The organism is Blastococcus sp. Marseille-P5729, assembly GCF_900292035.1.
Taxonomy (GTDB): Bacteria; Actinomycetota; Actinomycetes; order Mycobacteriales; family Antricoccaceae; genus Cumulibacter.
Genome location: NZ_OMPO01000004.1, coordinates 1 through 26,757, shown reverse-complemented (window position 1 = coordinate 26,757; position 26,757 = coordinate 1). Strand labels below are relative to the sequence as shown.

The window sequence follows — 26,757 nt, the reverse complement described above, 5'->3', positions numbered from 1 at the left end:
TTCCATGCTGCCATGAAAGCGCGATCAAATGCGGCAGGCGACGATGTCGGTGACGAGGATCGCGCGTGCTCCCAGCGACCACAGCTCGTCCATGATTCGGTTGGTGTCGCCCTGCGGGACCATCGCGCGCACCGCGTGCCAGCCCTCGTTGTGCAGCGGGGAGACCGTCGGGGACTCCAGCCCAGGGGTGACGGCGACGGCGGCCTCGAGCTGCTCGGAGCGGATGTCGTAGTCGATCATGACATAGCGGCGCGCCACCAGGACGTTCTGCAGGCGGCGGATGAGCTGGGCGACGGCGCCCTGCTGCTGGACGCCGTCCCGGCCGATCAGCACCGCCTCGCTGGTCATCAGGGGCTCCTCGCCGACGATCTCCAGCCCGGCCGTGCGCAGCGTGGTTCCGGTCTGCACGACGTCGGCGACGGCGTCGGCGACTCCGAGCCGGATCGCGGTCTCGACCGCGCCGTCCAGCCGGACGATCTTGGCGTCGATCCCCTCCCGCTGCAGGATCCCCTCCATGACGCCGGTGTACGCCGTGGCGACCCGCTTGCCCTCCAGGTCGCGCAGCGACCCGATGGTGCCGGGTAGCGCGGCCAGACGGAACGTCGAGGCTCCGAAGCCGAGCGGCAGCACCTCGGCGGCCCGGGTCCCTGAGTCGACCAGCAGGTCCTTTCCGGTGATGCCGAGATCGAGAGTGCCCTCGCCGACGTACACCGCGATGTCGCGCGGGCGCAGGTAGAAGAACTCGACGTCGTTGTCCGGGTCGAGGATCGCCAGTTCCTTGCTCTCGGAGCGCTGGCGATAGCCCGCCTCGCGGAGCATGGTGGCGGCCGCCTCGGCCAGCGATCCCTTGTTGGGTACGGCGATGCGCAGCATGTGGGCTCTTCCTAGAGGTACTTGTAGACGTCGTCCATGGGGATGCCGCGGGCGAGCATGAGCACCTGCACGCGGTACAGCAGCTGGGAGATCTCCTCGGCCGCCCGGTCGACGTCCTCGTGCTCGGCCGCCATCCACGACTCGGCGGCCTCCTCGACCACCTTCTTGCCCGCCGAGTGCACGCCGTCGCGCACCGCCTGGACCGTGCCGGAGCCGGCTTCGCCGGCGGCGACCTTGCGCTGTAGCTCGGCATACAGCTCGTCGAATGACTTCACTTCTCTCCTCGCAGCGCGGCCAGCGTGATCGCCGCGTCGATCGCGGCGTGCGCCGCCTCGTAACCCTTGTCCTCGATCGAGCCCGGGCCTCCGCTGCGCTCGATCGCCTGCTCCAACGTGTTGCAGGTGAGCACACCGTTCCCGATCGGAGTGCCCTCGTCGAGCGCGATGCGGGTCAGCCCGGCAGTGACCGAGTCGCAGACATACTCGAAGTGCGGCGTGCCGCCGCGGATCACCGCGCCGAGTGCCACCACCGCGTCGTGCGTCCGGGCCAACTGCTGCGCGATCACGGGCAGTTCGACCGCACCGGCGACGCTCACGATGGTCGGCTGGTCGATGCCGCTGTCGTGCGCGCAGTCCATCGCTCGCTCAAGCATCGTGGCCACGAGGTCGGCATTCCAGCGTGTGGCGACGATCGCCAGGCGCAGCCCGGCCCCCGACAGCCGAACCGACGTCGGCCGCCCCTCGCCGCTCACGGCAGGATTCCCGGCTCGGCACCCTCGGGCAGCCCATCGATGAGATGACCCATGCGATCGCGCTTGGTCGTGAGATAGCGCACGTTGTGCGGGTTGACGCTCAGCGGCAGCGGCACCCGGCCGGTGACCCGAAGGTTGTAGCCCTCGAGCCCGGCCCGCTTGGCCGGGTTGTTGGTCAGCAGCCGCATGCTGCGGATGCCGAGGTCGGCCAGGATCTGGGCGCCGGTGCCGTAGTCGCGGCCATCCACCGGCAGGCCGAGGTCCAGGTTGGCATCGACCGTGTCGGCGCCCTGGTCCTGCAGCTGGTAGGCCTGCAGCTTGTGCAGCAGACCGATGCCGCGGCCCTCGTGACCCCGGATGTATAGGACGACGCCGCGGCCCTCCTCGGCGACCGCTTGCATGGCGGCGTGCAGCTGCGGCCCGCAGTCGCAGCGCAACGAACCGAACACGTCCCCGGTCAGGCACTCGGAGTGCACCCGCACGAGGACGTCCTCGCCGTCGCCGATGTCGCCGTACACGAGCGCCACATGCTCGATCTCGTCGAACTCGGTGTCGTAGCCGACCATGTCGAACTCGCCGTACGGCGTGGGGATCTTCGCCGAGGCGACCCGCCGCACGTGCTTTTCGCTGCGGCGCCGGTAGGCGATCAGGTCGGCGATCGAGATGAGGGTGAGGTCGTGCTCGCCGGCGAACACGGTGAGCTCATCGAGCCGGGCCATGTCCCCGACCTCCTTCTGCGAGACGATCTCGCAGATCACCCCGGCCGGCTGCAGGCCCGCCAGGCGGCACAGGTCGACCGCGGCCTCGGTGTGCCCCGCACGGCGCAGCACGCCGCCCTCGCGAGCGCGCAGCGGGACGACGTGGCCGGGACGGCGGAAGTCTGCCCGGGTGGCATCGGGGCGGGCGAGCTCGCGGATCGTGTGCGCCCGGTCGAGGGCGCTGATGCCGGTGGTGATGCCCTCGTTCGCGTCGACGGTGACCGTGTAGGCCGTGGAGTGCTTGTCCTGGTTGGTGTGGAACATCGGCGGCAGGTCCAGGCGGTCGCACGCCTCATCGGTCAGCGGCACGCAGATGTAGCCGGAGGTGTAGCGGACCATGAACCCGACCAGTTCGGGCGTAGCCATCTCAGCAGCGAAGATGAGGTCGCCCTCGTTCTCGCGGTCCTCGTCGTCGACGACGACGATCGCCTTGCCCTGCCGAAGGTCATCCAGGGCCTGCTCGATGCTGCCGAACTCGCTCACTTCTCACGCCCAGACTGGTCCTCGGCCCGCTGATAGCCCGCGAGCGCTCGCTCGACGTACTTTGCCAGGACGTCGACCTCGAGGTTCACCCGGTCCTGCACCTGAAGCGCCCCGAGGGTGGTGAGCTGCAGGGTCGTGGGGATCAGCGACACCTCCAGCCACGGCTCGGAGGCCTCAGGTTCGCTAACCGCGCTGACGGTCAGCGACGTCCCGCTGATCGTGATCGATCCCTTCTCGACGACGTACCGGGCCAGCTCGACCGGGATGGAGAAGCGCAGCACGTCCCACTTCTCGTGTGCGGTGCGTTCGATCAGTGTGCCGACCGCGTCGACATGGCCCTGCACGATGTGCCCGGCGAGCCGCCCGCCGGCCTGCATCGCGCGCTCAAGGTTCACCTTGGACCCAGCAGCCAGCTCACCGAGCGTCGAGCGGCTCAGCGTCTCGCCCATGACGTCGGCTGTGAAGCCGTCGGCGTCGTGCTCCACGACGGTCAGGCAGACGCCGTCGACCGCGATGGAGGCGCCGTGCGTGGCGTCCGCGACCACGGTGGGTGCCTCGATTCGCACGACGGCGTTGTCGCCGTCCTGCTGCAGCGCCGAGACCGTGCCGATCTCCTCAATGATTCCGGTGAACACGCTCCTACTTTCCTCCTGCGCGCCGTACGGCGGTGACGAGGACGTCGGTGCCGATGCGCCGGACGCCGCTGATCTCCAGGTCTATCGCATCGCCGATGCTCCTTACACCGTATCCCCGTAACGCAGGCCACATCCCGCTCACCAGGAGCTTGGGCGCGAGGTAGGCCTGCACCTCGTCGATCAGCCCGGCAGCGGCGAACGACCCCGCCACTGTGGGGCCGCCTTCGACGAGGACGCTGAGCAGCCCCCGCTCGTGGAGCTGCTGCAACAGCACGTCGAGGTCGATGCCCTCGTGGGGGTGGCCGGGTGAGATCCAGGCCTGCGCGCCTTTTGCGGTGATCCGTTCGACAGACCCGAGGTCGGTGCCCGGGCCCAGCGCGACGAGAGTGGGGAGGCTACCGTCCAGGACGTGGGATTCGGCCGGCAGCCGGCCGGTGCTCGACAGCACGACTCGTAGCGGCTGGCGTTCGCGCTGCCGGCCGCCGGCGTCACGGGCGGTCAGGCGCGGGTCGTCGGCGCGCACGGTGCCGGCGCCGACCACGATCGCATCGACCTGCTCGCGCAGCCGGTGCACGGCGGCCCGCGAGTCCGGGCCGGTGATCCACTGGCTGCTGCCATCCTCCGCGGCCACCTGGCCGTCGAGGCTCTGGCCGACCTTCCAGATCACGTACGGACGCCCCGTCGAGCGGCTGTGCAACCAGGCGCGCAGCACCCCCGTCGCGACCTCCTCGCGCAGCACTCCCCCGTCGACGCGGACGCCGGCCTGCACGAGACGGTGATGGCCGCCGCTGGCTTCGTCGGTCGGGTCGGCGACGGCGTACGCGACCTCCGCGACCCCGGCCGAGATCAGGGCGTCTGCACACGGCCCGGTGCGCCCGGTGTGCGCGCACGGCTCCAGGGTGCACACGACGGTCGACCCACGAGCGAGGTCTCCGGCGTCCCGCAGCGCCATGACCTCGGCGTGCGCCTGGCCGGCGGGTTGGGTGTGCCCGCGCCCGACGATCTGTCCGTCGCGGACAACGACCGCGCCCACCGGCGGGTTGGGGCTCGAGAGCCCCGCGGCCAGCTCGGCGAGGGCAGCTGCCTCGCGCATCGCCTCCTCGTGGCGGCTCACGAGACGGAGGCCGCCTGCTCGCGCAGCCGTCGCACGGCCTCGGCCGGGTCGTCCGCGCCGTACACCGCGCTGCCGGCGACGAAGCAGTCGGCGCCGGCCGCGGCGGCCCGTTCGATGGTGTCGGCGTTGATCCCGCCGTCCACCTCGAGCAGCAGGCGCAGGTGCCCGGAGTCCACGGCGGCCCGTGCGGCTGCGATCTTCGGCAGCATCTGCTCGATGAACGCCTGGCCGCCGAACCCGGGCTCGACGGTCATGATCAGGAGCGTGTCGAACTCACGCAGCACGTCGAGGTAGCCCTCGAGCGCGGTGCCGGGCTTGAGCGCGAGACCGGCCTTGGCGCCCGCCGACCGGATCGCCCGCGCGGTCTGCACCGGGTCGGCGGCGGCCTCGACATGGAAGGTGACGTTGTGGGCTCCGAGCTCGGCATACCCGGGCGCCCACCGGTCCGGGTCCTCGATCATCAGGTGGCAGTCCAGTGGGATCTCGGTCACCGCGCGCAGGCTCTTCACGACCGGCGGACCGAGGGTCAGGTTGGGCACGAAGTGCGCGTCCATCACGTCGACATGCAGCCAGTCACTGCCCGCCACCCGGGCTGCCTCGTCGGCCAGGCGGGCGAAGTCGGCCGACAGGATGCTCGGCGCGATCATCGGCCGCCCGGTGCCGGTGTACGCCGCGTCATACTGCATCGATTACCTTCTATCTCTTCCGAATCAGGCTGATGAACATCGCGTCGGTGCCGTGCCGATGGGGCCACAACTGCACCCATGGGCCCTCGCCGAGGTCAGGCAGCTCGCCCAGGACCGGGCGGACGTCGACCAGCTCGTGCATCCGCTCGTCGACCACGGCCCGCACCACCGCGCGGGTCTCGGCGACGTGCGGGCTGCAGGTGACATACGCGACCACGCCTCCGGCGCGGACCACGCGCAACGCCGAGGTCAGCAGCTCGCGCTGCAGCATGGTGAGCGCCGGGATGTCGGAGGGCTGGCGGCGCCAGCGCGACTCCGGACGGCGACGCAGCGCACCGAGCCCGGAGCACGGCGCGTCGACGAGAACTCGGTCGACCGACGAGTCGGCGAGCGGAGCCCGGCGGCCGTCGCTGATCACCGCCTGGGCGGGCAGACCGCGCAGGGTGCTCGCGACGAGAGCGGCGCGATGTGGGGCAGGCTCACACGCCAGCAGCCGGGCGCCCCGTCCGGCCGCGACCGCAGCCAGCAGCCCGGCCTTCCCGCCGGGCCCGGCACACAGGTCGACCCAGCGCGAGTCGGCCCCCTCGATCGGTGTCTCGATGAGCGCGAGCGCGGCCAGCTGACTGCCTTCGTCCTGCACCGCGGCCGAGCCGGACCGCACGTAGGCGATCTCGGCCGGATCGCCGGAGTCCAGGTGCACCGCGTACGGCGAGTAGCGGCCCAGGGTTCCGCCGCTCGCTGCGGCCAGCTCGTCGCGGGTGACCCGGCCGGGCCGGGCGGCGAGGTGCCCCGCGGGCCGCTCGTCGTCGGCGGCGAGCGCGGCAGCGAGCTCGTCGCGGTCCCCGCCGAGGGCATCGTTGAAGGCGGCGGCGATCCATCGCGGGTGGGCGTGCTTCATAGCCAGGTTGCCGATCGGATCGGTGTCGGCATCCGGCGCGACCCGCCCGACCCATTCCTCCTCGGTGCGATAGCCAATCTTGCGCAGCAGCGCGTTGACGAACCCGGCCTGGCCCTGCGACAGCACGCCATGGGTGGCGCCGACGGTCGCCGAGACGGCGGCGTGCGGTGCGATCCGGGTCCGCAGCAGCTGGTAGGCCCCCAGCCGGACCGCGTCGCGGACGTCGTCGTCCAGCTGGTCCACCGGCCGGCTGGAGACGACGTCGATCACGGCGTCCAACAGTCCGGCCGCCCGCAGGGTGCCGTAGGTCAGCTCGGTCGCGAGCGCCGCGTCGCGCGCGTCGAGACCGGCCTGCCGAATCCGGTCGGGCAGCACGAGGTTGGCGTAGGCGTCGCGGCCGGAGACCGCCCGCACGACCTCGTAGGCCACCCTGCGGGGGGCGGCGCCCACGGCGAGCCTGCGGCCACGCGGCCCTCCGCGGCGCCCGCCTCCGCGGGACGCGCCGCTGCGGGGCGCGCCGCTGCGGGGCGCACCGCTCACAACGACGCCTCGTCGACGAGCATGCCGCTGGTCAACCGGGCACCGCGGGCGAAGTCTGCCGCGGGCATCGCCTTCTTGCCCTGGGGCTGGACCTGACCGAGCCGGACGGCGCCGAGCTCGCAGCCGATGACGACCTCGCGCTTGGTCACTACCAGCTCGCCTGCAGGCAGGCTCTCGTGCAGTGGCAGGACGGGACCGAGCTTGACGCGCTGCCCGGCGATCAGGCACCAGGCGCCGGGCGCGGGGGTTGCCGAGCGGATCAGCCGGTCGACGACGGGCGCCGGCCTGCTGAAGCGCACGTGAACGTCATCGACGCTGATCTTCGGCGCGAGCGTGATGCCGTCCGCTGGCTGAGCCTCCGGCCGGGCGGTGCCGGCAGCGATGTCTTCGACGGTCTGCGCCAGCAGGTGCGCGCCGTCTACGGCCAGGGTCTCAAGCAGATCGCCGGCGGTCGCCCGCTCGGGCATGCCCATCGAGATCCGTCGATAGACCGGACCGGTGTCCAGGCCCTCTTCAAGCCGGAAGGTGCACGCGCCGATCTGCGCGTCGCCGGCGGCGATCGCGTGCTGCACCGGCGCCGCCCCCCGCCAGCGCGGCAGCAGGGAGAAGTGCAGGTTCACCCAACCGTGCCGCGGCAGCTGCAGCACCGGCGCCGGAACGAGACCACCGTAGGCCACGATCACCGCAAGGTCCGGATCGAGCGCGGCGATCGCCTCGCGCGCCTCGGCATCGCGCAGCGACCGGGGCTGCAGCAGCGGGATGGCCAGCTCGTCGGCCCGCTGGCCGACCTCGCTGCGGCTCATGCTCCGGCCACGACCGGATCGCGTGTCCGGGCGCGTCAGCACCGCGACAATCTCGTGCTCGGAGGCGTGCAGTGCCTCCAGTGAGGGGACGGCGGCGTGCGGCGTGCCCGCGAACAGGATGCGCATCGTCAGATCCCGAACGGCGAGGGGTGCGGGCTGACCTTGATCACCGGGCGTGGCGTCCCGGCCCACTCGGCCTCGCGAATCGCGCGCATCGCCGCCTTGCGCGTCGCCGGGTCGAGCCGGTCGACGAACAGGACGCCGTCCAGGTGGTCGATCTCGTGCAGCACCGCCCTCGCGAGCAGTCGTTCGCCCTCGATGACCAGCGGCTCACCGTGCATGTCGAAGCCGGCCGCACGCGCCCGGAGGGGCCGCGTGCACGGGAAGGCCAGGCCCGGGATCGACAGGCAGCCCTCGTCATCGGTCTGCTCCTCGTCGGAGACATACTCCACGACGGGGTTCACGAGGTGCCCGACCTGGTCGTCCACGTGATAGGTGAACACCCGCGCCCCGACGCCGATCTGCGGCGCGGCAAGTCCGGCGCCGTTGGCCGCGAGCATCGTGTCGGTGAGGTCGTCGACGAGCCTGGCCAGCTCGCGATCGAAGTCGGTCACCGGCTCGCACGGGGTGCGCAGGACGGGGTCGCCGAACAGGCGAATGGGGGTTACGGACCCCAGGGCATTCTAGGCGATCCCCCGGTCGGCCGCCGGTCGGTGGCCGGCCACTGCTGCGGCTAGAGCAGCCGCTGCGGGTCGAGCTTGATGTGCAGCCGGTCGCGCGCCTTGTGCAGGGAGCGGTGGCTGCGCAAGGCGTGCAGGGCCTGCGCGAGAGCGTCCCCGTCCGTGGTCGGGACGCGCAGCAGCAGCCGCTCAGCGGTCTCGTCGACGTAGTCGGTCACCGGGCCCAGGACGTCGGTGGTCGGTGGCAGCTCCGGCGACCGTGTTGCCTCATCCACCGCTGCCGGATCACCCACCAGGGCGGCCATCCGAACCGTCGGCGGGAAGCGCAGCTCATGTCTGTCGGCCAGCTCGCGCTCGGCGTACCACGGCGCATCCCAGCGCACCAGCGCCTGCACGACCGGCACGGCGGCGGGCGCCATCCCGACCACCCGGCCGCCGTCCGCGCCGGCCCGGGCCAGCGCTGCTGCGTTCATCCATCGGCGCAGCGCCTCCTCGCCCGCGAGCAGCTCGGAGCGGGTGAGCAGCGCCCAGCCATCCAGCAGCAGGACGGCGCCATACCCCCCGTCGACGACCGGCTCGGCGCCGGGCGTGGCGATCACGACCCGCTTGCCGGGCTCGATGCGGGAGATGACATGGTCTCCGGCGGACTGCACCACCGCGGTGCCGGGCAGCATCCGCCCGATCTCCTCCGCGGTACGCCCGGCGCCCACCACCGCGGCCCGGAACCGGTCGGCATCGCACTCGGGGCACCGCCAGCCGGCCGCGATCGTGCCGCACCACCGGCAGGCGGCCAACGGGTCGCGGCCCGAGCGGAGCGCGAGTGGCCCCCGGCACTGCGCGCAGCGGGCCGGGGTGCCGCACCGCACGCACGCGAGCACCGGCAGATAGCCGCGCCGCGGGACCTGTACGAGCACCGGGTTCCCCGCGTCGATCGCCGCCCGGGCCGCGTCCATCGCGACCTTCGGCATCCGGGCACTGTGCGTGGCGGCGTCCGAGCGAAGGAAGATGTCGTCTCCCGAGGCCACGATGCGCGGCATCCGGGACCGCGCGCTGTCCCGGTCGGGGCGCAGCGCGGCCGCCCACCCCCGTTCGAGCAGCGCGGCGCTGGCGACCGACTGCGTGAAACCGCCGATCAGCACGCTGGCGCCACTGAGGTGGGCGCGCAGCACCGCGACGTCGCGGGCGTGCGCGTACGGCGCACGCGGCTCGTCGTACAGATCGTCGCCGTCGTCCCAGATGGCGACCAGCCCCAGGTCGCGCACGGGGGCGTAGACCGCAGACCGGGTTCCGACCGCGATCCGCACCTCGCCGCGCAGGCAGCGCAGGAAGCGACGGTAGCGTGCCGACGGCCCCAGCCCCGCGTTCAGCGGGGCGAAGCCGTCCTTTCCGACCAGAATCCGCAAGGCGTCCTCGACGCGCGCGGCGTCCTTCACGTCGGGGACGACAATCACCGCCCCGCGTCCCCCAGCCGCCGTCGTGGCGGCGGCCTCGGCCAGCCGCAGCGGCCAATCCTCGCCGGGCATCGCCGTCCACACGGCCCGCGCCCGGCGCCCTTCGCGCAGCGCGCTCAGGAACCCGTCACCGTACGCACCCCAGCCGGTGTCGGACGGCGCGGCGTAGTCGAGCACCGGCTGGGTGGCGGACTTCTCGGTGCGCGCGTTGCGCGGGGGCACGGCCAGCCGGACCACGTCGCAGAAGCCGCCGGCCCAGCGGTCGGCGACGGCGCGCATGAGCGGCAACGTCTCGTCGGTCAGCACGGGCAGCGGCCCGACCACGCGCTGCACGCGCGAGAGCCGGCCCTCGCGCTCGGTATCGCTGCTCAGGCCGACGACGTACGCGTCGACCAGCTTGCCGGCAAAACGCACCCGCACGCGGGACCCGACGGCAACCTGGTCGGCGAGCTCGTCCGGCACGACGTAGTCGAAGCGGCGATCCAGGTGCGGCAGCGGCACGTCGGGATACACCGATGCCACCAGCGGCCCGTCGTCCGGGCGCACCGGTGGCATCAGGGTCTGCTGGCCGGGCGTGACGCGCTCCTACTGGGTCGCGATCCGCGCGAGCTCGGCGGCTCGGTCGGTGCGCTCCCACGGGAAGTCGCCGTCCTCGCGGCCGAAGTGGCCGTAGGCAGTGGTCGCCCGATAGATCGGCCGCAGCAGGTCGAGGTCGCGGATGATGGCAAGCGGACGCAGGTCGAATACCTCGGCCGCCGCCTTCTCGATCCGCTCGACCGGGGTGGTCTCGGTGCCGAAGGTATCGATGTACATGCCCACCGGCTCAGCGCGGCCGATCGCATATGCCACCTGGACCTCGCACTTGGCGGCGAGCCCGGCCGCGACGATGTTCTTGGCGACCCACCGGGTGGCATAGGTCGCGGAGCGGTCGACCTTCGACGGGTCCTTGCCAGAGAAGGCGCCGCCGCCGTGGCGGGCATACCCGCCGTAGGTGTCGACGATGATCTTGCGGCCGGTCAGCCCGGCATCGCCCATCGGACCGCCGATCACGAAGTTGCCGGTGGGGTTGATCAGCACCCGGACGTCGGTCGAGTCGAGGTCGTACGAGGCCAGGACGTGGTCGATGACGTGCTCGCGGATGTCGGGGGCCAGCATGCCCTCTAGGCTGATCCCCTCCGCGTGCTGCGTGGAGAGCACGACGGTATCCACCCGCTCGGGCCGGCCGTCGACATACTCGATGGTGACCTGCGTCTTCCCGTCGGGCCGCAGATACGGCAGCGTGCCGTCCTTGCGCACCTCGGTGAGCCGGCGTGAGAGCCGGTGCGCCATCGAGATCGGCAGCGGCATCAGCTCCGGCGTCTCGTCACAGGCGAACCCGAACATCAGTCCCTGATCGCCGGCGCCCTGCGCCGAGATCGCGTCCTCGTTGCCCTCGACGCGCGACTCATGGGCGACGTCCACGCCCGCGGCGATGTCGGAGGACTGCTCCCCGATCGACACCGACACGCCGCACGACGCGCCGTCGAATCCCTTGCTGGAGGAGTCGTAGCCGATGTCGAGAATCGTCTTGCGCACCAGGCCCGGGATGTCGGCGTACGCGGTGGTGCGGACCTCGCCGGCGATGTGTACCTGGCCGGTCATGATGAGGGTCTCCACCGCGACCCGCGCGCCCGGGTCCTGCGTGAGCAGCTCGTCGAGAATCGCGTCACTGATCGCGTCGGCGATCTTGTCGGGGTGTCCCTCGGTGACGGACTCAGAGGTGAACAGGCGGCGGGACATCGTGTGGCTACTCCTCGGTAGGTGGTCAAGCGACAGTCTAGGCGGACGGCGAGCCGGCGGATGCGGTGACCACGTCCAAGATCTGCGCCGCGACGAGCTGCTTGCTGCCCCGCGGGATCTCGGTCGTGCGCCCGTCGCGACCGATGATCAGCCCGGCATTGGTGTCGGACTCGAAGGCGCCGCCCTCGCCGACATCGTTGACGACCAGGTAGTCGCAACGCTTGCGGCCCAGCTTCTGCTTTCCGTACTCCTCCACGGTGTACCGCTCGTCACCGGTCTCGGCCGCGAACCCGACGATCCGCAGCCCGGCCGGGAGCCGCCCGGCCTCTCGCTCGGCGACCAGTCCAGCGAGGATGTCAGGGTTCTTCGCCAGCGCGATGCGCTCAGGCTCAGCAGCGGTCTTCTTGATCTTCGAGCTACTGCGCTCGGTGGGCCGGAAGTCCGAGACGGCGGCGGCCATCACCACGACGTCATGGTCGGCAGCGGCGGCGACGGTGGCTTCCTGCAGCTCGAGAGCGGTCTCGACGCGCACGAGGTCGACGCCCGCCGGGGTGGGCAAGGCCGCGTTCGCGGAGATCAGCGTGACCGCGGCGCCACGGGCCGCCGCAACCTGCACGAGGGCGTATCCCTGCTTGCCGGAGGACCGGTTGGTGAGGAAGCGCACGGGATCCAGCGGTTCGCGGGTGCCCCCGGCGGTGACCAGCACTCGGGTGCCGGCGAGGTCGTGCGGCAGCGCGTCACGGCGTTCAAGCAGCACCCGGGCCAGCTGGGCGATCTCAGCCGGCTCGGCCATCCGGCCCGGGCCGGTGTCCTTGCCGGTCAGCCGCCCGGACGCCGGCCCGATCACGGTGACGCCGCGCGAGCGCAGCGTGGCGATGTTGGCCTGGGTGGCGGGATGCTGCCACATCTCGGTGTGCATCGCCGGCGCGATCGCGACCGGCGCGAGGGTGGCCAGCAGCGTGGACGTGAGCAGGTCGTCGGCGCGGCCAGCTGCCATGCGGGCGATCAGGTCGGCGGTGGCCGGCGCGATCACGATCAGGTCGGCCTGCTGGCCGAGACGGACGTGCCGTACCGAGGGGATGTCGCTGAACACCCCGGTCGTGACGGGATTCCCGCTGAGCGCCTCGAAGGTGGCGGCCCCCACGAAGCGCAGCGCGGCCTCGGTCGGGATGACATCGACGTGGTGACCGGACTCGGTCAGGGCACGCAGCAGCTCGCAGGACTTGTAGGCGGCGATGCCCCCGGAGACGCCGAGGACGACGCGGGGAGCAGGGCTCGGCGGCACGGGTCGAGCCGGTTCAGGAGTCGGTGGACTCGGCGGTCAGCAGACCTTCGTTGATCTCCCGCAGCGCGATCGACAGCGGCTTCTCCTGCACGCCGGTCTCGACCAGCGGGCCGACGTGCTCGAGCAGGCCCTCGGCGAGCTGGCCGTAGTAGGCGTTGATCTGGCGAGCACGCTTGGCCGCGTAGATCACCAGCCCGTACTTCGATGACGCGCGCGTGAGCAGCTCATCGATCGGCGGGTTGGTGATGCCTTCAGGGGCGGGAGAGGTTCCGGACACGTACTCGTCCATTCATCGCTGGGGAGAGTTTTCAGGTGCGGCCCCGTTCAGGTCAGGCTCGCGGGGGGCGCGCTCGCCCGCCCCGGGCCGTGGGCCCGTGATCAAGTCTAGCAACCTGCCGACGGCCCCGCCGAGGTCGGCGGTGACGATGACCTCGTCGAACTCGCGCTCGGCGGCCAGCTCTACCTCGGCCTGCGCCAGCCGCGCCGCGATCTGCTCGGGCGTCTCGGTCCCCCGGCCGGTCAGCCGGCGCACCAGCTCGTCGCGGGACGGCGGCGCGAGGAAGACCATGAACGCCTCCGGCATGCTGGCCTTGACTTGGCGGGCCCCGTCGAGCTCGATCTCGAGGAGCACCGACTCTCCCGCGTCCAGGTGCTGCTGTACCGCAGCGCGTGGGGTCCCGTAGCGGCGTCCGGCGAACTGGGCGTGCTCGAGCATCTCGCCGGCCTCGACGCGGCGCACGAACTCCGCCTCGTCGATGAAGAAGTAGTGCTCGCCGTCCCGCTCGCCCGGCCGCGGCGCCCGAGTGGTGCACGAGACCGAGACCCACACCGGCATCTCGCGCTGGCGCAGCCGGGCCATTACCGAGCCCTTGCCGACCCCCGAGGGTCCGCTGAGCACGACGAGACGGCCGGGAGAAGACTGGCTCATGGGCCTCCGTGCGGTCGTCGGTCGCGAGCTAGCGGCCTGCCAGCTCCTCCTCCAACGCTACCCGCTGCTTGGCGCCCAGCCCGCGGACCCTACGGCTGCGGGCGATGCCTACGCGGTCCATGATCCGGGATGCCTTGACCTTGCCGATGCCGGGCAGGCTCTCCAGCACGGTCAGCATGTGCGTGCGGCCCACGACCTCGTCATCCTTGCCCCGCTCCAGCACGTCGGCGAGCGTCAGCTCACCTCGTTTGAGGCACTCTTTGAGCTCGGCCCGACGGCGGCGGGCGTCGGCCGCCTTGTCGAGTGCTGCTGCACGTTGCTCGGCAGTCAGGTGGGGCAGGGTCATTGCGAGGCTACCTTCCGAAGATGGTCGATTGGCCGTACCGCGCCCCGCTACGAATACGGGGTGCGGCCGGCTCGGCAAGGGTGGGTGTCCGCGAACCGATTCGAAAGAGCGGGCTCTGGTCCCCCGAAACGAATCACGGTTGCGCGAATGATAAATGACCAGCCACGCCTCATGAGGGCCGTTTTGGCAACCTCGCGCGGGAGTTACGACGACGAGGCCCTGATTACCGAAAGCGGCCCAGCAATTCGGGGAGCTAGCCGCAGAGCGCGGCGGCGACCTCACGAGCCCGCTCGATGAGCGCGGCGGGCTGCGGCCCGGCGCTCAGGACGTCCCTGCTGGTGGTGGCGAGCACGAGCGGCGCGGCTCCGAGGACGCGCCGTATGTCGGCGACCGTCGCGCCTTGCGCGCCGAGCCCGGGAGCCAGTACCGCACCGCCCAGCTCCGCCAGCTCGACCGTCCCCGGGGCGACCGTCGCGCCCACGACGACCCCAAGGCTGCCGAGCCGCGCGCCGCGGGCGATCTCGACCGCGTTGCGCTCGGCGACGTGGTCGATCATCACCTGGCAGATGGTGCGCCCGTCGGTGATGGTCGCCGACTGCACCTCGGCCCCTTCCGGGTTGGAGGTCCGGGCGAGCACGAACAGCCCGCTGCCGTGCGCGTAGGCCGCGGTCACGAACGGCTCGATCGAGCCGAAGCCGAGGTACGGCGAGACGGTGAGGGCGTCCGAGCAGAGCGGGCTGGTCGGCTCGAGATAGGCCTCGGCGTACGCCGCGGCGGTCGATCCGATGTCGCCACGCTTGGCGTCCATGATGACCAGCGTGCCCGCCGCGCGACAGGCGGCGACGGTCTCCTCGAGAACCTGGACACCGCGGGAGCCGTGCCGCTCGAAGAACGCCGACTGCGGCTTGATCGCGGCGACGTGCGGCGCAAGAGCCTCCGCGGCCCGTAGCGAGAACTCGCGCAACCCGCTGACGTCGTCGCCACATCCCCAGGCCTGCAGCAGCGAGGCGTGCGGGTCGATGCCCACGCACAGGCCCAGACGCGCCTCCATCGCCGCGGCGAGACGGTCACCGAACCCGGTCATCCGCGATGCTCCTTCAGGGCTCGCGCGGCCTCGTGCACCACGGCCGGGCCACGGAAGATCAGCGCGGAGTAGATCTGCACGAGGTCGGCGCCGGCCTCGCGCATCGCGAGCGCATCCGCAGCGCTGCCGATCCCGCCGACGCCGATGATCGGCAGCTCGCCGTCGACCTGGTCAGCGATGTAGCGCACGGTCTGCCGGGACATGACGGTCAGCGGCGCGCCGGAGAGCCCGCCGGCCTCGGCGGCGAGGGACCGCTCGGCTGACGAAATGCCGGCGCGTTCGATGGTGGTGTTGGTGGCGATGATGCCCGAAACGCCGCGATCACGGCACACGTCGAGAACGTCATCGATCGCTCCGTGGGTGAGATCCGGCGCGATCTTCACCAGCAGCGGCACTCCGTCGGACTCCGCCCGCAGGGCGGTCACGAGCTCCTGCAGGAAGCCCTTGTCCTGCAGGGTGCGCAGGCCGGGCGTGTTGGGGCTCGAGACGTTCACCGCGACGTACGAGGCGAAGCCGCGCAGCTCGCGCATCGAGCTCACGTAGTCCTGGACGGCGTCCTCGATCGGCGTCACCTTCGACTTCCCGAGGCTGATGCCCAGCGGGTACCCGAGTCCGGTGCGCAGCGCCGCGGCGTCCGGCCCGTACTCGCGCAGCCGGGCCGCGAGTGCGATCGCGCCCCGGTTGTTGAAGCCCATCCGGTTGATGATCGCCTCGGAACGCGGGAGCCGGAACAGCCGAGGGGTGTCGTTCCCGGGCTGGGCGTGCCAGGTGACCGTGCCGATCTCGGCGAACCCGAACCCGACCGCGGGCCAGGCGTGGAGCGCCTCTCCGTTCTTGGCCATCCCGGCGGCGAGGCCGACCCGATTGGCGAACCGCACGCCCAAGAGCGTGACCGGATCATCGACCGGCCGGGTGATCCGGCGCGTCATCGCCCGCAGGACGCCGAGCCGGTCCAGTGTCTCCAACCGCGAGAGAGTCCACTTGTGCGCCGTCTCGGCATCGCCCCCGCCGACCCGGAACAGCGCCGGGCGGACGCCGCGGAACAGCCGGTCGGAGAGCTTAGCCATCTTTCTGCCCATCCTCGCGCAGGCCCTCCTGCAGCTCCTGCAGCGATCGCACGGTGGTCTCTCCCGCGAGCGCCGCCTCGATCCCCTGGACCGCCGCAGCCGCTCCCGGGATCGTCGTTACGCAGGGGATCCCGGCGTTTATCGAGGCTGCGCGGATGTCGTAACCGTCAGCGCGTACCGCCGATCCGACAGTGCCCGCGGACCCGGCCGGGGTGTTGATCACCATGTCGATCTCCCCGGCCTGGATCATCTCGACGCAGTTGCCCTCGCCCTCGCTGAGCTTGCGCACGGCCCGGGCAGGCACGCCGTTGCGCCGGAGCACCTGGGCGGTTCCGCTGGTTGCGAGCACCTCGAAGCCCAGGTCGGCGAGCCGTTTGACCGGGAACACCGCCGAGCGCTTGTCCCGGTTGGCCAGGCTGACGAACACCTTCCCGGTGGTCGGCAGCGGACCGTACGACGCACTCTGTGACTTGGCGTACGCCGTGCCGAACAGCAGGTCGATGCCCATCACCTCACCCGTGGACTTCATCTCCGGGCCGAGCACGTTATCGACGATCGTCCCCTCCGGCGTGTGGAAGCGGTGGAACTGCATGACTGCCTCCTTGACCGCGATCGGGGAGTCCAGCGGCAGCGTTCCGCCGTCACCGGACGCCGGCAGCAGGCCTTCGGCGCGCAGCTGCGCGATCGTCTGCCCGACGGCGATCCGCGCCGCCGCCATCGCCATCGACACGGCAGTCGCCTTCGAGACGAACGGCACGGTTCGCGAGGCGCGAGGGTTGGCCTCCAGGACGTACAGGACGTCGTCCTTGAGCGCGTACTGGACGTTCAGCAGGCCGCGCACGCCGACGCCCTCCGCGATCTTGCGGGTCGACTCGCGGATCCGCTCGATCTCGCTGGTGCCGAGGGTGATCGGGGGCAGCGCGCACGCGGAGTCGCCGGAGTGCACCCCGGCCTCCTCGATGTGCTCCATGACGCCGCCCAGGTAGAGCTCGGTCCCGTCGTACAGCGCGTCGACGTCGATCTCGACGGCGTCCTCGAGGAATCGGTCGACGAGTACCGGGTGCTCGGGGCTGACCTCGGTGGCCCGTTCGATGTACGAGCTCAGGGTCGCGTCGTCGTACACGATCTCCATGCCGCGCCCGCCGAGCACGTACGAGGGTCGCACCAGCACCGGATAGCCGATCTCGTCGGCGATCTCCTTGGCCTCGTCGTACGACGTGGCGAGCCCGTGCTTGGGCGCCGGTAGGCCGGCAGTGTGCAGGACCCGTCCGAACGCTCCGCGCTCCTCGGCCAGGTGGATCGCCTCGGGCGTGGTGCCGAGCACCGGCACCCCGGCGTCCTTGAGACGCTGCGCAAGCCCCAGCGGGGTCTGCCCGCCGAGCTGGCACAGCACGCCCTCCACCGGTCCGCAGGCCCGCTCGGCCTCGATGACCTCAAGGACGTCCTCGAAGGTCAGCGGCTCGAAATACAGCCGATCGGAGGTGTCGTAGTCGGTCGAGACCGTCTCGGGGTTGCAGTTGACCATGACTGTCTCGAAGCCGGCATCGCGCAAGGTCATCGCCGCGTGCACGCACGAGTAGTCGAACTCGATCCCTTGCCCGATCCGGTTCGGGCCACTGCCGAGGATGATGACCGCGGGCGCACTGCGCGGCGCGACCTCGGTCTCGTCGTCGTACGACGAGTAGTGGTACGGCGTACGCGCCTCGAACTCGGCCGCGCAGGTGTCGATGGTCTTGTACACCGGCCGGATGCCCATCCGCCAGCGCAGCGAGCGGACGCCGTCCTCCCCGGCCAGCTCTGGGCGCAGCGAGGCGATCTGACGGTCGGAGAAGCCGGCCCGCTTCGCCTTCCGCAGCAGCCGTTCGGTGAGCGCAGGAGCTGCCTCGATCTGTTCGCGCAGCTCGACCAGCCACGCCATCTGGTCCACGAACCAGGGGTCGAAGCCGGAGGCCTCGGCGACCTGGGCGACTGTGGCGCCCATACGCAGGGCGCGCTCGGCCACGTAGATGCGGCCGTCGTGCGGGGTGCGGAGCTTCTCCAGGCACTCCTCGACCGGCTCGTCCTGCGGATCGGGTACGGTCCCGAACCCGGCGGCCTTGGTCTCCATGGAGCGCAGCGCCTTCTGCAGCGCCTCGGGGAAGGACCGCCCTACCGCCATCGCCTCGCCCACGCTCTTCATCGTTGTGGTGAGGGTCGTGTCGGCGCCGGGGAACTTCTCGAACGCGAACCGCGGAACCTTCACCACGACGTAGTCGAGCGTCGGCTCGAACGAGGCCGGAGTCTTCTCGGTGATGTCGTTCGGGATCTCGTCGAGGGTGTAGCCGATCGCGAGCCGAGCGGCGATCTTGGCGATCGGGAAACCGGTGGCCTTGGAGGCCAGCGCGGAGGACCGAGAGACCCGCGGGTTCATCTCGATCACGATCATCCGGCCGTCCCGCGGGTTGATCGCGAACTGGATGTTGCAGCCGCCGGTGTCGACGCCGACTTCGCGCAGCACCGCGATGCCCACATCGCGCATGTGCTGGAACTCTCGGTCGGTGAGGGTCATCGCGGGGGCCACCGTGATGGAGTCGCCGGTGTGCACGCCCATCGCGTCAAGGTTCTCGATGGAGCAGACCACGACGACGTTGTCGTTGCGGTCGCGCATCAGCTCGAGCTCGTACTCCTTCCAGCCGATCACGCTCTCCTCGATCAGGACCTCACTCACCGGGCTCGCGGTGAGGCCGGCCCGGGCGATCCGCTGCAGGTCCGCGTCGTCGTACGCCATTCCCGACCCGGACCCGCCCATCGTGAACGACGGCCGGATCACTACCGGAAACCCGAGCTCGGCGACGGTCCGCTCGACCTCCTCCATGGAGTGGCACACGGCCGAGCGCGGTACGTCCCCACCGACCTTGCGGACGATGTCCTTGAACTTCTGACGGTCCTCGCCGCGCTGGATCGCGTCGATGTCGGCGCCGATCAGCTCGACGCCGTACTTGGCCAGCACGCCGGACTCGTGCAGCGAGACGGCGAGGTTCAGGGCCGTCTGGCCGCCGAGGGTGGCGAGGATCGCGTCGGGGCGCTCCTTGGCGATGACCTTCTCGACGTAGTCCGGGGTGAGGGGCTCGACGTACGTCGCATCCGCGAACTGCGGGTCGGTCATGATCGTGGCCGGGTTGGAGTTCACCAGGCTCACCCGGATGCCCTCGCTGCGCAGCACGCGGCACGCCTGCGTTCCGGAGTAGTCGAACTCGCACGCCTGCCCGATCACGATCGGACCGGAGCCGATGACCAGTACATGCTGGATGTCCTGTCGCCTAGGCATTCTGCGCCCCCTTGCCGTCGTTCATGAGCCTGGCGAACCGGTCGAAGAGGTAGCTCGCGTCATGCGGCCCGGCGGCCGCCTCGGGGTGATACTGGACGCTGAAGGCCGGCCGGTCCAGACAGCGCAGACCTTCGACGACGTCATCGTTGACGCAGACATGGCTCACCTCTACCTCGCCGTACGGCGTCGACGAGGTCCCCTCAATCGGCGCGTCCACGGCGAAGCCGTGGTTCTGGGCGGTGATCTCGATGCGGCCGGTCTGCTTGTCACGCACTGGGATGTTGATACCGCGGTGGCCGAACTTCAGCTTGTAGGTTCCGAACCCGAGCGCGCGGCCGAGGATCTGGTTCCCGAAGCAGATGCCGAACACCGGCAGCCGGCGGTCCAGGGCAGCCTTCATCAGCGCGACCGCCTCGTCGGCTGCGGCCGGATCACCGGGACCGTTCGAGAAGAACACGCCATCGGGCCGTACGGCGAGCACGTCTTCGATCGAGGCGGACGCCGGAAGGACGTGAACCTCCATTCCGCGGCGCGCCATCTGCTCCGGCGTCATTCCTTTGATGCCGAGGTCGATCGCAGCCACGGTGTACCGGCGCTCCCCCTCGGCCGGAACGACGTAGGCCTCGTCGACGGTGACCTCGCCGGCGAGGTCCGCTCCGGCCATCCGTGGCTGCTGGGTTACGAGTCGCACGAGCTCCTCGACTGGTCGGAGGGCCTCCTCGCCGGTGAACAGGCCGACCCGCATCGCGCCGCGATCGCGCAGGTGCCGGGTGAGCGCGCGAGTGTCGATCCCTTGCACAGCCACGATTCCCTGGCGCTTGAGCGCCTCGTCGAGAGTTCCGGTTGCGCGCCAGCTGGACTCGACCCGCGACAGGTCGCGGACCACCAGCCCGCTGACCCAGATCTGCCGGGACTCGTCGTCCTCCTCGTTCCATCCGGTGTTGCCGATGTGCGGTGCCGTCATGACGACGACCTGACGCCGGTACGACGGGTCGGTGAGCGTCTCCTGGTAGCCCGTCATCCCGGTGCTGAAGACGGCCTCGCCGTAGGCGATGCCCGGGGCGCCGAAGGACTCGCCTTCGAAGCTCCGTCCGTCCTCCAGCACGACAAGGGCTTCGACATCCTTGCTGTGCTTGCTCATCCGACCGCCTTGCCGTCCTGCACCGTCAGCTTGCCGCGCAGCAGGGTCGCAACGACACGTCCCGGCAGCTCGAGTCCCTCGTAGGGCGAGTTGTGGCTCTTGCTGGCCAGCGCGTGGGCGTCGACGACCACGGACGCGGTCGGGTCGACCAGGCACAAGTTGGCCGGAGCGCCGACCTCGAACCCGCGACCGTGGTCCTCCAGCCTGCCGATCTGCGCCGGGGTGCTGGAGAGCACCTGCGCGATCCTCGGCCAGTCCACCGCTCCGGTCTCATCGCTCAGGGTGAGGATCGTGATCGACAGCGCCTGCTCCAGGCCGAGCATGCCCGGCCGGGCGTAGGCCCACTCGCATTCCTTGTCCTCCACGGCGTGGGGCGCATGGTCGGTCGCGACGATGTCGATGGTGCCGTCTCGCAGCGCGGCGCGCAACGCGTCGACGTCCTCGGCCCGCCGCAGCGGCGGATTGACCTTGTATATCGGGTCGTAGGTCGAAACGAGGTCCTCGGTGAGCAGGAGGTGGTGCGGGGTCACCTCGGCCGTGACGTCGATCCCCCGCGACTTGGCCCAGCGGACGATCTCCACCGAACCGGCCGTCGACAGGTGGCAGATGTGTACGCGCGAGCCTACGTGCTCGGCCAGCAGGCAGTCACGAGCGATGATCGACTCCTCGGCGACCGCCGGCCAGCCGGTGAGGCCCAGCTTGCCGGAGAGCTGGGACTCGTTCATCTGTGCGCCCGAGGTCAACCGCGAGTCCTCGGCGTGCTGGGCGATGACCCCGTCGAACGCCTTGACGTACTCCAGAGCGCGTCGCATGAGGCCCGGGTCGCCCACGCACATGCCGTCGTCGCTGAACACCCGCACCCGTGCGGCGGACTCGGCCATGGCGCCGAGCTCGGCGAGCCGCTCGCCCTTGAGCCCGACCGTGACGGCGCCGACCGGGACGACGTCGACCAGGCCGACCTGCCGGCCGGTGTTGTAGACCTGCTCGACGACGCCGGCGGTGTCGGCGACCGGGTCGGTGTTGGCCATCGCATGCACTGCGGTGAAGCCGCCGAGGGCGGCGGCGCGCGAACCGGTCTCGATGGTCTCGGCGTCCTCGCGGCCCGGCTCACGCAGGTGCGTGTGCAGGTCGACCAGTCCAGGCAGGCCGATCAGGCCGGTGCCGTCGATCGTCTCTGCCTGGTCGGTCTCGATGGTCTTGTCGATGGCGGTGATGACGCCGTCCTCGATGAGCACGTCGACGGGCTCAGCACCGAGGGGGCGGACCTGCCTGATCAGCTTCGTGCTCATGCGGCACCTCCGAGAAGTAGATAAAGGACGGCCATGCGGACCGAGACGCCGTTGGCGACCTGCTCGACGATCGTCGAGCGGGGCCCGTCGGCCACCTCGGCGGCGATCTCCATACCGCGGTTCATCGGGCCGGGATGCATCACGATTGCCTGTGGTGACAGAGATCCGGCGCGCACGGCGTCCAGGCCGTAGCGGCGGGAGTACTCCCGCTCCGTGGGGAAGTACGACGCGTTCATGCGCTCGCGCTGAACTCGCAGCATCATCACCACGTCGGCGTCCGGCAGGCTCTCATCGAGGTTGTAGGAGTACGCGCACGGCCAGGTCTCGATGCCGACCGGCAGCAGGGTCGGCGGGGCCACGAGCGTGACGTCGGCGCCGAGGGTCTTCAGCAGCAGGACGTTGGAGCGGGCCACGCGGCTGTGCAGCACGTCGCCGACGACGGTCACTGCGAGCCCTTCGAGGTCATCACCCATGCTTCGCCCGGAGCGCTTGCGCATGGTGAAGGCGTCCAGCAGGGCCTGGGTGGGATGCTCGTGGGTGCCGTCCCCGGCGTTGACGACGCTTCCGTCGACCCAGGAGGACAGCTGCCAGGGCGCACCGCTGGCGCTGTGGCGGATCACGACGGCGTCCGCGCCCATCGCCTGCAGGGTCAGGGCGGTGTCCTTCAGACTCTCGCCCTTGGAGACGCTCGAGCCCTTGGCGGAGAAGTTGATGACGTCCGCCGACAGCCGCTTCGCGGCGAGCTCGAACGAGATGCGGGTACGGGTGGAGTCCTCGAAGAACAGGTTGACGACGGTGCGGCCGCGCAGCGTCGGGAGCTTCTTGATCTCGCGGCCCTGCAATGAGCCCTCGATCTGTTCAGCGGTATCGAGGACGGCCACCGCTTCGTCGCGGGTCAGGTCCGCCGCCGACAGCAGATGCTGCTTCACTTGCCACGCACCTCCTTCAGGTGCGCGATGACCTGCTCACGCGTGGGCCGATCGTGCGAGATGACCACGCCGTCGACCCCGTCGTACTGCTCGATCGCCACGAAGACCTGCTCGTCGCGAGACGTGGGGATGTTCTTGCCGACGTAGTCGGCGCGGATCGGCAGCTCCCGGTGGCCGCGATCGACGAGCACGGCGAGCTGGATGGCTCGCGGGCGGCCCCAGTCACGCAACGCATCGAGCGCGGCGCGGATGGTGCGCCCGGAGTAGAGGACGTCGTCGACGAGGACGACGATCTTGTCGTCGATGCCGCCCTCGGGCTCCTGAGTGCGCTCGAGCGGACGGACACCGCGGGTGCGCAGGTCGTCGCGGTACAGCGTGATGTCCAGGACGCCGACCGGCGGCCGATGGTCGCTGAAGGCAGCGATACGGGACTGGACGCGGCCGGCCAGCTGCTCGCCTCGGGTCGGAATTCCCACGAGGACCGTGTCGACGGCGCCGTCGGTCTTCTCGAGGATCTGATGAGAGATGCGGTCGATGACTCGCGAGATGTCGTCGGCGGACAGGATGACGCGCTCGCTGCGCGCACCACCATCCTGCGCCGACTCTGGGGCGTGGCCCATCGTCGTACTCCTTCTCCGCCTCACGGGACGGCTCTTAAAGGAACTCTGCGGGCTCTACCCTAGCCCCCGGTGCCGGTCGGGGCCGACACCGGGTTCGCCTGCGCCGTGGGCTTGGTGTGCTGTCGCCGGTCCGACACCGTCTCCAAGGAGGGCGCCTATCCGCTCATGGGTTGCTACTGGTCGGTAACCGCGCCTAGGGTTCGGCCATGGCGATCTCATCAGCGACCGACCTTCAGAATCGACGAGTGCTCATCACCGGAGCGGCGCGCGGCATCGGCTCTGCTCTCGCGCGGCGGCTGCATGAACGTGGAGCGATCGTGGCGCTGGCCGGGCTCGAGCCGGAGCTGCTGGCCGCCACGTCCAGGAGTTGCGCGGATGCGCCATGGCGGGAGGCGGACGTCAGCGACTCCGACGCCATCAGCGCTTCGGTGGACGCGCTGGCCGCGGAGCTCGGTGGGCTCGACGTGGTCGTCGCGAACGCCGGCATCGCCAAGCAGCTGCCGATCATCGGTGGGCAACCCGGCGTGATGGAGCAAACGATGAGCGTGAACTTCCTGGGCTGCTTCTACACCCTGCGCGCCGCAGGCCCGCACATTAGCCATCCCGGTGGGTACGCACTGGCCGTGTCCTCGTTGGCGGCTGCGGTGAACCTTCCGCTGCTCGGGGCGTACAGCGCCTCGAAAGCAGCCGTCGAGGCGCTCGGCAACACGCTTCGCGCGGAACTGAAGTCGACCGGCGCGAAGGCGGGCGTTGCCTACTTCGCGGAGCTGGACACCGACATGACCACGCGCGGCTTCGCCACCGAGGCCGCGCGCTCGTTGACCGGCGGCAAGACGATCACCAGGGTGAGCTCGCTGAGCTCGGGGGTGGACGCGCTGGAGCGAGGTATCGCGCGGCGTTCCCGCCGGATCTACGCGCCGCGCTGGATCCGCCCCATCGTGCCGCTGCGAGACATCGCCCAGCGGGTCGTCGACCTGCGGTCGTACGCCGACCTACCCGGCGCCTTGGAGACCGCGCGCCACGAGACGGCCGAGTTCACCACCGCACAGCCGTCGCGAGTGCCGCGATGACGGCGCGAATCGAGCCTGGCGACCGGCGCGACATCGGGTTAGCTGCCTGGCTGTTCGCCAAGGCCGCCGGAAAGGTCGCCGGCACCAACCCGCCTCGGATCTTCCTCACCCTTGGGCGCCACCGCAGGCTGTTCCTCGGCTGGCTGCACTTCGCCGGCCGGTTGATGCCGGGCGGCCGGTTGCCGCGGCGTGAGACCGAGCTCGTGATCCTCGCGACCGCACATCACGGGGGGGTGCGGTACGAGTGGGTTCAGCACGCGTCGATGGCCAAGCGCTACGGAGTCACTGACGCCGATCTCGACGCCATCGCGGCGGATCGTCACGCAGTCACATGGACGCCGCGCGAGCGGGCAATGCTGACTGCCGCGCGGCAGATGGTGCAGACCGGGGAGGTCGACGACCCGGCGTGGGACCAACTGCTCGAGCACCTGAGCCAGGGCGAGGCGATCGAGCTGCTGATGCTCATCGGCCACTACGAGATGCTCGGCAAGGTGCTCAACATCCTGCGGGTCGAGCCCGACGTCCCTGCCTGAGACGGGTTCTGACCGGAGACCGAGCGGTTGGCTGCCTACTGCGGGGTGAAGAACCGCATGAGACAGGACTGGCTGCCGACGCCGAGCAGCTCACCGGTCTCCGCGTAGAGGTGGATGTCGCCGTGGCCCATCCCGTGATCGACGCCGTGCGCGTCGATCACGCACAGCACCCATCGGGTCGGCACCAGCCGGACGACGCGCAAGGTGTTGTCGAGGCTGCTACCGCCGCCGCGCCGTCCCATTGACAGCGCGATCACCGAAGGGACAAAGTCGGCGAACAGCGCCAGCACTCCGGCGTCGACCGGAAGGTCGTTCTTCGTGCGCAACCAGAGGCTGATCCGGCCGGAGTCGCTGACCTGGCCGTTGCTGCGCGCGGCGTACTCCCCCGGCCGCATGCGCGCTTCCATGTGCTGAATGACCAGGGCGTCGGGGCCTTGCGCGGGCCACATCTCTACGACCTCGCACTCGCGCGGAGGTGGCATGCGCGTCGGATGCGACCACTGGAAGCCTTCTGCGCTGTCGCGTGCACCGAACGAGCCCACCGCCGTGATGATCTCCTCGTCATCGACCCGCCCGGTCACCCGGGCATGCGCGACTGTGCGGCCTAACGACGGCACCTCGACGGTCAGCTCGAGGGTGTGTCCGAGGTTTGCGAATGACAGGGTATTGCGCCGACGACCAGATCACCGGTCGCCCTACTACCCGCTCCATCGCGCCGATCCCCGCAGCCAGGCCCATCCCGCCGTACATGAAGGGCTCCATCGATGACGGGCCGGCGCAGAGGTCCTTGGTGATCGGCAGCCGCCAAACGTGGGAGTCGTCGGTGGCCTGCAGTTCGTAGAGGTGCCCGGTCATCGGCTGCTACTTCCGAGCCGGGCGGACCGAGACAACCTCGATCGTCGCGTCGTCCGAGGCATCAACGACGGCGCGGACCGCCTTGGCTACCGATTCAGGAGCCAGATACAGCTCGGGACGGTAGGTACCTCCGTCGTGCTCGACGATCTGTTGCTGCATGTCGGTGTCGACCTTGCCCGGGTGCACCGAGCTGACGCGCACGCCGTGCGGTCGTTCCTCTTCCCGGAGGGTGTCGGCGAAGGCGCGGAGCGCGAACTTGGTCGTGCAGTAGAGGCCGTTCTCGGGGTTCGTGAAGAAACCCGAGCCAGAGTTGATGAGCACGACCATGCCCTTCTTGCGCCGCAGCCCCGGCAGCGCCCGGGCTGTCAGGTCGGCTACTGCGAACAGGTTGGCCTCGAAGATCGATCGCCACTGGGCACGGGTGGTCTCTACGATTGGCCCCTTGTCCATCAGGGCGGCATTGTGGACGAGCACGTCGAGATCGGGCAGCTGCGCGGCGGCGTCCGCGAGCTGCTGCTCGTCCAGGAGATCGGCGACGAACGGCTCCGCCGACTCAAGCCCCTCGCACGCCGCTCGAGCCGCCTGCTCGCTGCGCGCGCCGATAAGTAGGTGGTGGGTGGGGCTGAGCTGCTGCGCGATAGCGAGGCCGATCCCTCGGGAGCCGCCCGTGATCAACGCGATTGGTCGGTCAGTCATCCCTCGACCCTATCCGCCGCGCGAACCGGCCCCGCGGCTATGGCCCGGCCCGTCTGAGGACGCCGATGGCGGCAAGTCGTTGCTCGATGCCGGAGGATGCCGGCCCAGGGTTCAGCGCGTCGGGGCTGCCCCCGGCGGCGTGGTTCGGGGGGGGGT

27 protein-coding genes are annotated in these 26,757 nt (G+C 70.5%); 2 read left to right on the top strand and 25 right to left on the bottom strand.

Features of this window, described 5'->3' with window-relative positions; translation table 11 throughout:
* Positions 1 to 24: 24 nt before the first annotated feature.
* The 23 genes from hisG to pyrR all read right to left on the bottom strand — a co-directional run bounded on the left by hisG (position 25) and on the right by pyrR (position 23,447).
* The gene (gene hisG / locus DAA40_RS15355; protein ID WP_106850645.1) at positions 25 to 873 is read right to left on the bottom strand and encodes an ATP phosphoribosyltransferase; all 849 of its coding nucleotides are present in this window, start codon (positions 871 to 873) and stop codon (positions 25 to 27) included.
* 11 nt (positions 874 to 884) lie between these two features.
* Complete coding sequence (locus DAA40_RS15350) at positions 885 to 1,148, bottom strand: phosphoribosyl-ATP diphosphatase (protein ID WP_106850644.1); 264 nt, start codon at positions 1,146 to 1,148, stop codon at positions 885 to 887.
* A complete protein-coding gene (gene ribH / locus DAA40_RS15345) occupies positions 1,145 to 1,624 on the bottom strand; it encodes a 6,7-dimethyl-8-ribityllumazine synthase (protein WP_106850643.1) in 480 nt (159 codons plus the stop codon). The genes DAA40_RS15350 and ribH overlap by 4 nt, the downstream gene beginning before the upstream one ends.
* Complete coding sequence (locus DAA40_RS15340) at positions 1,621 to 2,865, bottom strand: bifunctional 3,4-dihydroxy-2-butanone-4-phosphate synthase/GTP cyclohydrolase II (protein ID WP_106850642.1); 1,245 nt, start codon at positions 2,863 to 2,865, stop codon at positions 1,621 to 1,623. Before DAA40_RS15340 ends, ribH begins: the two co-directional genes overlap by 4 nt.
* Complete coding sequence (locus DAA40_RS15335; protein WP_106850641.1) at positions 2,862 to 3,500, bottom strand: riboflavin synthase; 639 nt, start codon at positions 3,498 to 3,500, stop codon at positions 2,862 to 2,864. Before DAA40_RS15335 ends, DAA40_RS15340 begins: the two co-directional genes overlap by 4 nt.
* 4 nt (positions 3,501 to 3,504) lie before the next feature.
* Complete coding sequence (gene ribD / locus DAA40_RS15330) at positions 3,505 to 4,614, bottom strand: bifunctional diaminohydroxyphosphoribosylaminopyrimidine deaminase/5-amino-6-(5-phosphoribosylamino)uracil reductase RibD (RefSeq protein ID WP_234356422.1); 1,110 nt, start codon at positions 4,612 to 4,614, stop codon at positions 3,505 to 3,507.
* The gene (rpe, locus tag DAA40_RS15325) at positions 4,611 to 5,300 is read right to left on the bottom strand and encodes a ribulose-phosphate 3-epimerase (protein WP_106850639.1); all 690 of its coding nucleotides are present in this window, start codon (positions 5,298 to 5,300) and stop codon (positions 4,611 to 4,613) included. The genes ribD and rpe overlap by 4 nt, the downstream gene beginning before the upstream one ends.
* A gap of 10 nt (positions 5,301 to 5,310) precedes the next feature.
* Positions 5,311 to 6,738 carry an RsmB/NOP family class I SAM-dependent RNA methyltransferase gene (locus DAA40_RS15320; RefSeq protein WP_106850638.1) on the bottom strand — a complete coding sequence of 476 codons (1,428 nt, stop codon included), beginning with the start codon at positions 6,736 to 6,738 and terminating at the stop codon, positions 5,311 to 5,313.
* Positions 6,735 to 7,667 carry a methionyl-tRNA formyltransferase gene (gene fmt, locus DAA40_RS15315; protein WP_106850637.1) on the bottom strand — a complete coding sequence of 311 codons (933 nt, stop codon included), beginning with the start codon at positions 7,665 to 7,667 and terminating at the stop codon, positions 6,735 to 6,737. The genes DAA40_RS15320 and fmt overlap by 4 nt, the downstream gene beginning before the upstream one ends.
* A gap of 2 nt (positions 7,668 to 7,669) precedes the next feature.
* Positions 7,670 to 8,200 (bottom strand): peptide deformylase, encoded by a 531-nt coding sequence (gene def, locus DAA40_RS15310; protein ID WP_370430657.1) that lies wholly within the window; start codon positions 8,198 to 8,200, stop codon positions 7,670 to 7,672.
* Between the two features lie 74 nt (positions 8,201 to 8,274).
* Positions 8,275 to 10,227 carry a primosomal protein N' gene (locus DAA40_RS15305; protein ID WP_106850635.1) on the bottom strand — a complete coding sequence of 651 codons (1,953 nt, stop codon included), beginning with the start codon at positions 10,225 to 10,227 and terminating at the stop codon, positions 8,275 to 8,277.
* Between the two features lie 30 nt (positions 10,228 to 10,257).
* Positions 10,258 to 11,451 (bottom strand): methionine adenosyltransferase, encoded by a 1,194-nt coding sequence (gene metK, locus DAA40_RS15300; RefSeq protein ID WP_106850634.1) that lies wholly within the window; start codon positions 11,449 to 11,451, stop codon positions 10,258 to 10,260.
* 37 nt (positions 11,452 to 11,488) lie between these two features.
* Positions 11,489 to 12,736 (bottom strand): bifunctional phosphopantothenoylcysteine decarboxylase/phosphopantothenate--cysteine ligase CoaBC, encoded by a 1,248-nt coding sequence (gene coaBC, locus DAA40_RS15295; protein ID WP_106850633.1) that lies wholly within the window; start codon positions 12,734 to 12,736, stop codon positions 11,489 to 11,491.
* Positions 12,737 to 12,749: 13 nt separating this feature from the next.
* On the bottom strand, positions 12,750 to 13,025 hold the full coding sequence (gene rpoZ, locus DAA40_RS15290; protein ID WP_106850632.1) for a DNA-directed RNA polymerase subunit omega: 276 nt from the start codon (positions 13,023 to 13,025) through the stop codon (positions 12,750 to 12,752).
* Positions 13,026 to 13,664, bottom strand: a complete 639-nt coding sequence (gmk, locus tag DAA40_RS15285) for a guanylate kinase (protein ID WP_106850631.1) — start codon at positions 13,662 to 13,664, stop codon at positions 13,026 to 13,028.
* 28 nt (positions 13,665 to 13,692) lie between these two features.
* The gene (gene mihF, locus DAA40_RS15280; protein WP_106850630.1) at positions 13,693 to 14,010 is read right to left on the bottom strand and encodes an integration host factor, actinobacterial type; all 318 of its coding nucleotides are present in this window, start codon (positions 14,008 to 14,010) and stop codon (positions 13,693 to 13,695) included.
* Between the two features lie 253 nt (positions 14,011 to 14,263).
* Positions 14,264 to 15,094, bottom strand: a complete 831-nt coding sequence (gene pyrF, locus DAA40_RS15275) for an orotidine-5'-phosphate decarboxylase (RefSeq protein WP_106850629.1) — start codon at positions 15,092 to 15,094, stop codon at positions 14,264 to 14,266.
* Positions 15,091 to 16,161, bottom strand: coding sequence for a quinone-dependent dihydroorotate dehydrogenase (locus tag DAA40_RS15270; RefSeq protein ID WP_106850628.1), 1,071 nt, complete (start codon positions 16,159 to 16,161; stop codon positions 15,091 to 15,093). The genes pyrF and DAA40_RS15270 overlap by 4 nt, the downstream gene beginning before the upstream one ends.
* On the bottom strand, positions 16,154 to 19,468 hold the full coding sequence (carB, locus tag DAA40_RS15265; RefSeq protein WP_106850627.1) for a carbamoyl-phosphate synthase large subunit: 3,315 nt from the start codon (positions 19,466 to 19,468) through the stop codon (positions 16,154 to 16,156). Before carB ends, DAA40_RS15270 begins: the two co-directional genes overlap by 8 nt.
* On the bottom strand, positions 19,461 to 20,609 hold the full coding sequence (carA, locus tag DAA40_RS15260) for a glutamine-hydrolyzing carbamoyl-phosphate synthase small subunit (protein ID WP_106850626.1): 1,149 nt from the start codon (positions 20,607 to 20,609) through the stop codon (positions 19,461 to 19,463). The genes carB and carA overlap by 8 nt, the downstream gene beginning before the upstream one ends.
* Positions 20,606 to 21,898 carry a dihydroorotase gene (locus tag DAA40_RS15255; RefSeq protein ID WP_106850625.1) on the bottom strand — a complete coding sequence of 431 codons (1,293 nt, stop codon included), beginning with the start codon at positions 21,896 to 21,898 and terminating at the stop codon, positions 20,606 to 20,608. Before DAA40_RS15255 ends, carA begins: the two co-directional genes overlap by 4 nt.
* On the bottom strand, positions 21,895 to 22,827 hold the full coding sequence (locus tag DAA40_RS15250) for an aspartate carbamoyltransferase catalytic subunit (protein ID WP_106850624.1): 933 nt from the start codon (positions 22,825 to 22,827) through the stop codon (positions 21,895 to 21,897). The genes DAA40_RS15255 and DAA40_RS15250 overlap by 4 nt, the downstream gene beginning before the upstream one ends.
* Positions 22,824 to 23,447 carry a bifunctional pyr operon transcriptional regulator/uracil phosphoribosyltransferase PyrR gene (gene pyrR / locus DAA40_RS15245; RefSeq protein WP_106850623.1) on the bottom strand — a complete coding sequence of 208 codons (624 nt, stop codon included), beginning with the start codon at positions 23,445 to 23,447 and terminating at the stop codon, positions 22,824 to 22,826. The genes DAA40_RS15250 and pyrR overlap by 4 nt, the downstream gene beginning before the upstream one ends.
* 206 nt (positions 23,448 to 23,653) lie before the next feature.
* On the opposite strand from pyrR, the gene DAA40_RS15240 reads away from it, so the two are divergent.
* On the top strand, positions 23,654 to 24,517 hold the full coding sequence (locus DAA40_RS15240; protein WP_106850622.1) for an SDR family NAD(P)-dependent oxidoreductase: 864 nt from the start codon (positions 23,654 to 23,656) through the stop codon (positions 24,515 to 24,517).
* On the top strand, positions 24,514 to 25,050 hold the full coding sequence (locus DAA40_RS15235; RefSeq protein ID WP_106850621.1) for a carboxymuconolactone decarboxylase family protein: 537 nt from the start codon (positions 24,514 to 24,516) through the stop codon (positions 25,048 to 25,050). The genes DAA40_RS15240 and DAA40_RS15235 overlap by 4 nt, the downstream gene beginning before the upstream one ends.
* 35 nt (positions 25,051 to 25,085) lie before the next feature.
* Here DAA40_RS15235 and DAA40_RS15230 read toward each other — a convergent pair whose 3' ends face one another.
* Both DAA40_RS15230 and DAA40_RS15220 read right to left on the bottom strand, forming a co-directional pair.
* A complete protein-coding gene (locus tag DAA40_RS15230) occupies positions 25,086 to 25,631 on the bottom strand; it encodes an acyl-CoA thioesterase (RefSeq protein WP_370430656.1) in 546 nt (181 codons plus the stop codon).
* A gap of 280 nt (positions 25,632 to 25,911) precedes the next feature.
* On the bottom strand, positions 25,912 to 26,601 hold the full coding sequence (locus DAA40_RS15220) for an SDR family oxidoreductase (protein WP_106850618.1): 690 nt from the start codon (positions 26,599 to 26,601) through the stop codon (positions 25,912 to 25,914).
* Between the last annotated feature and the right edge of the window lie 156 nt (positions 26,602 to 26,757).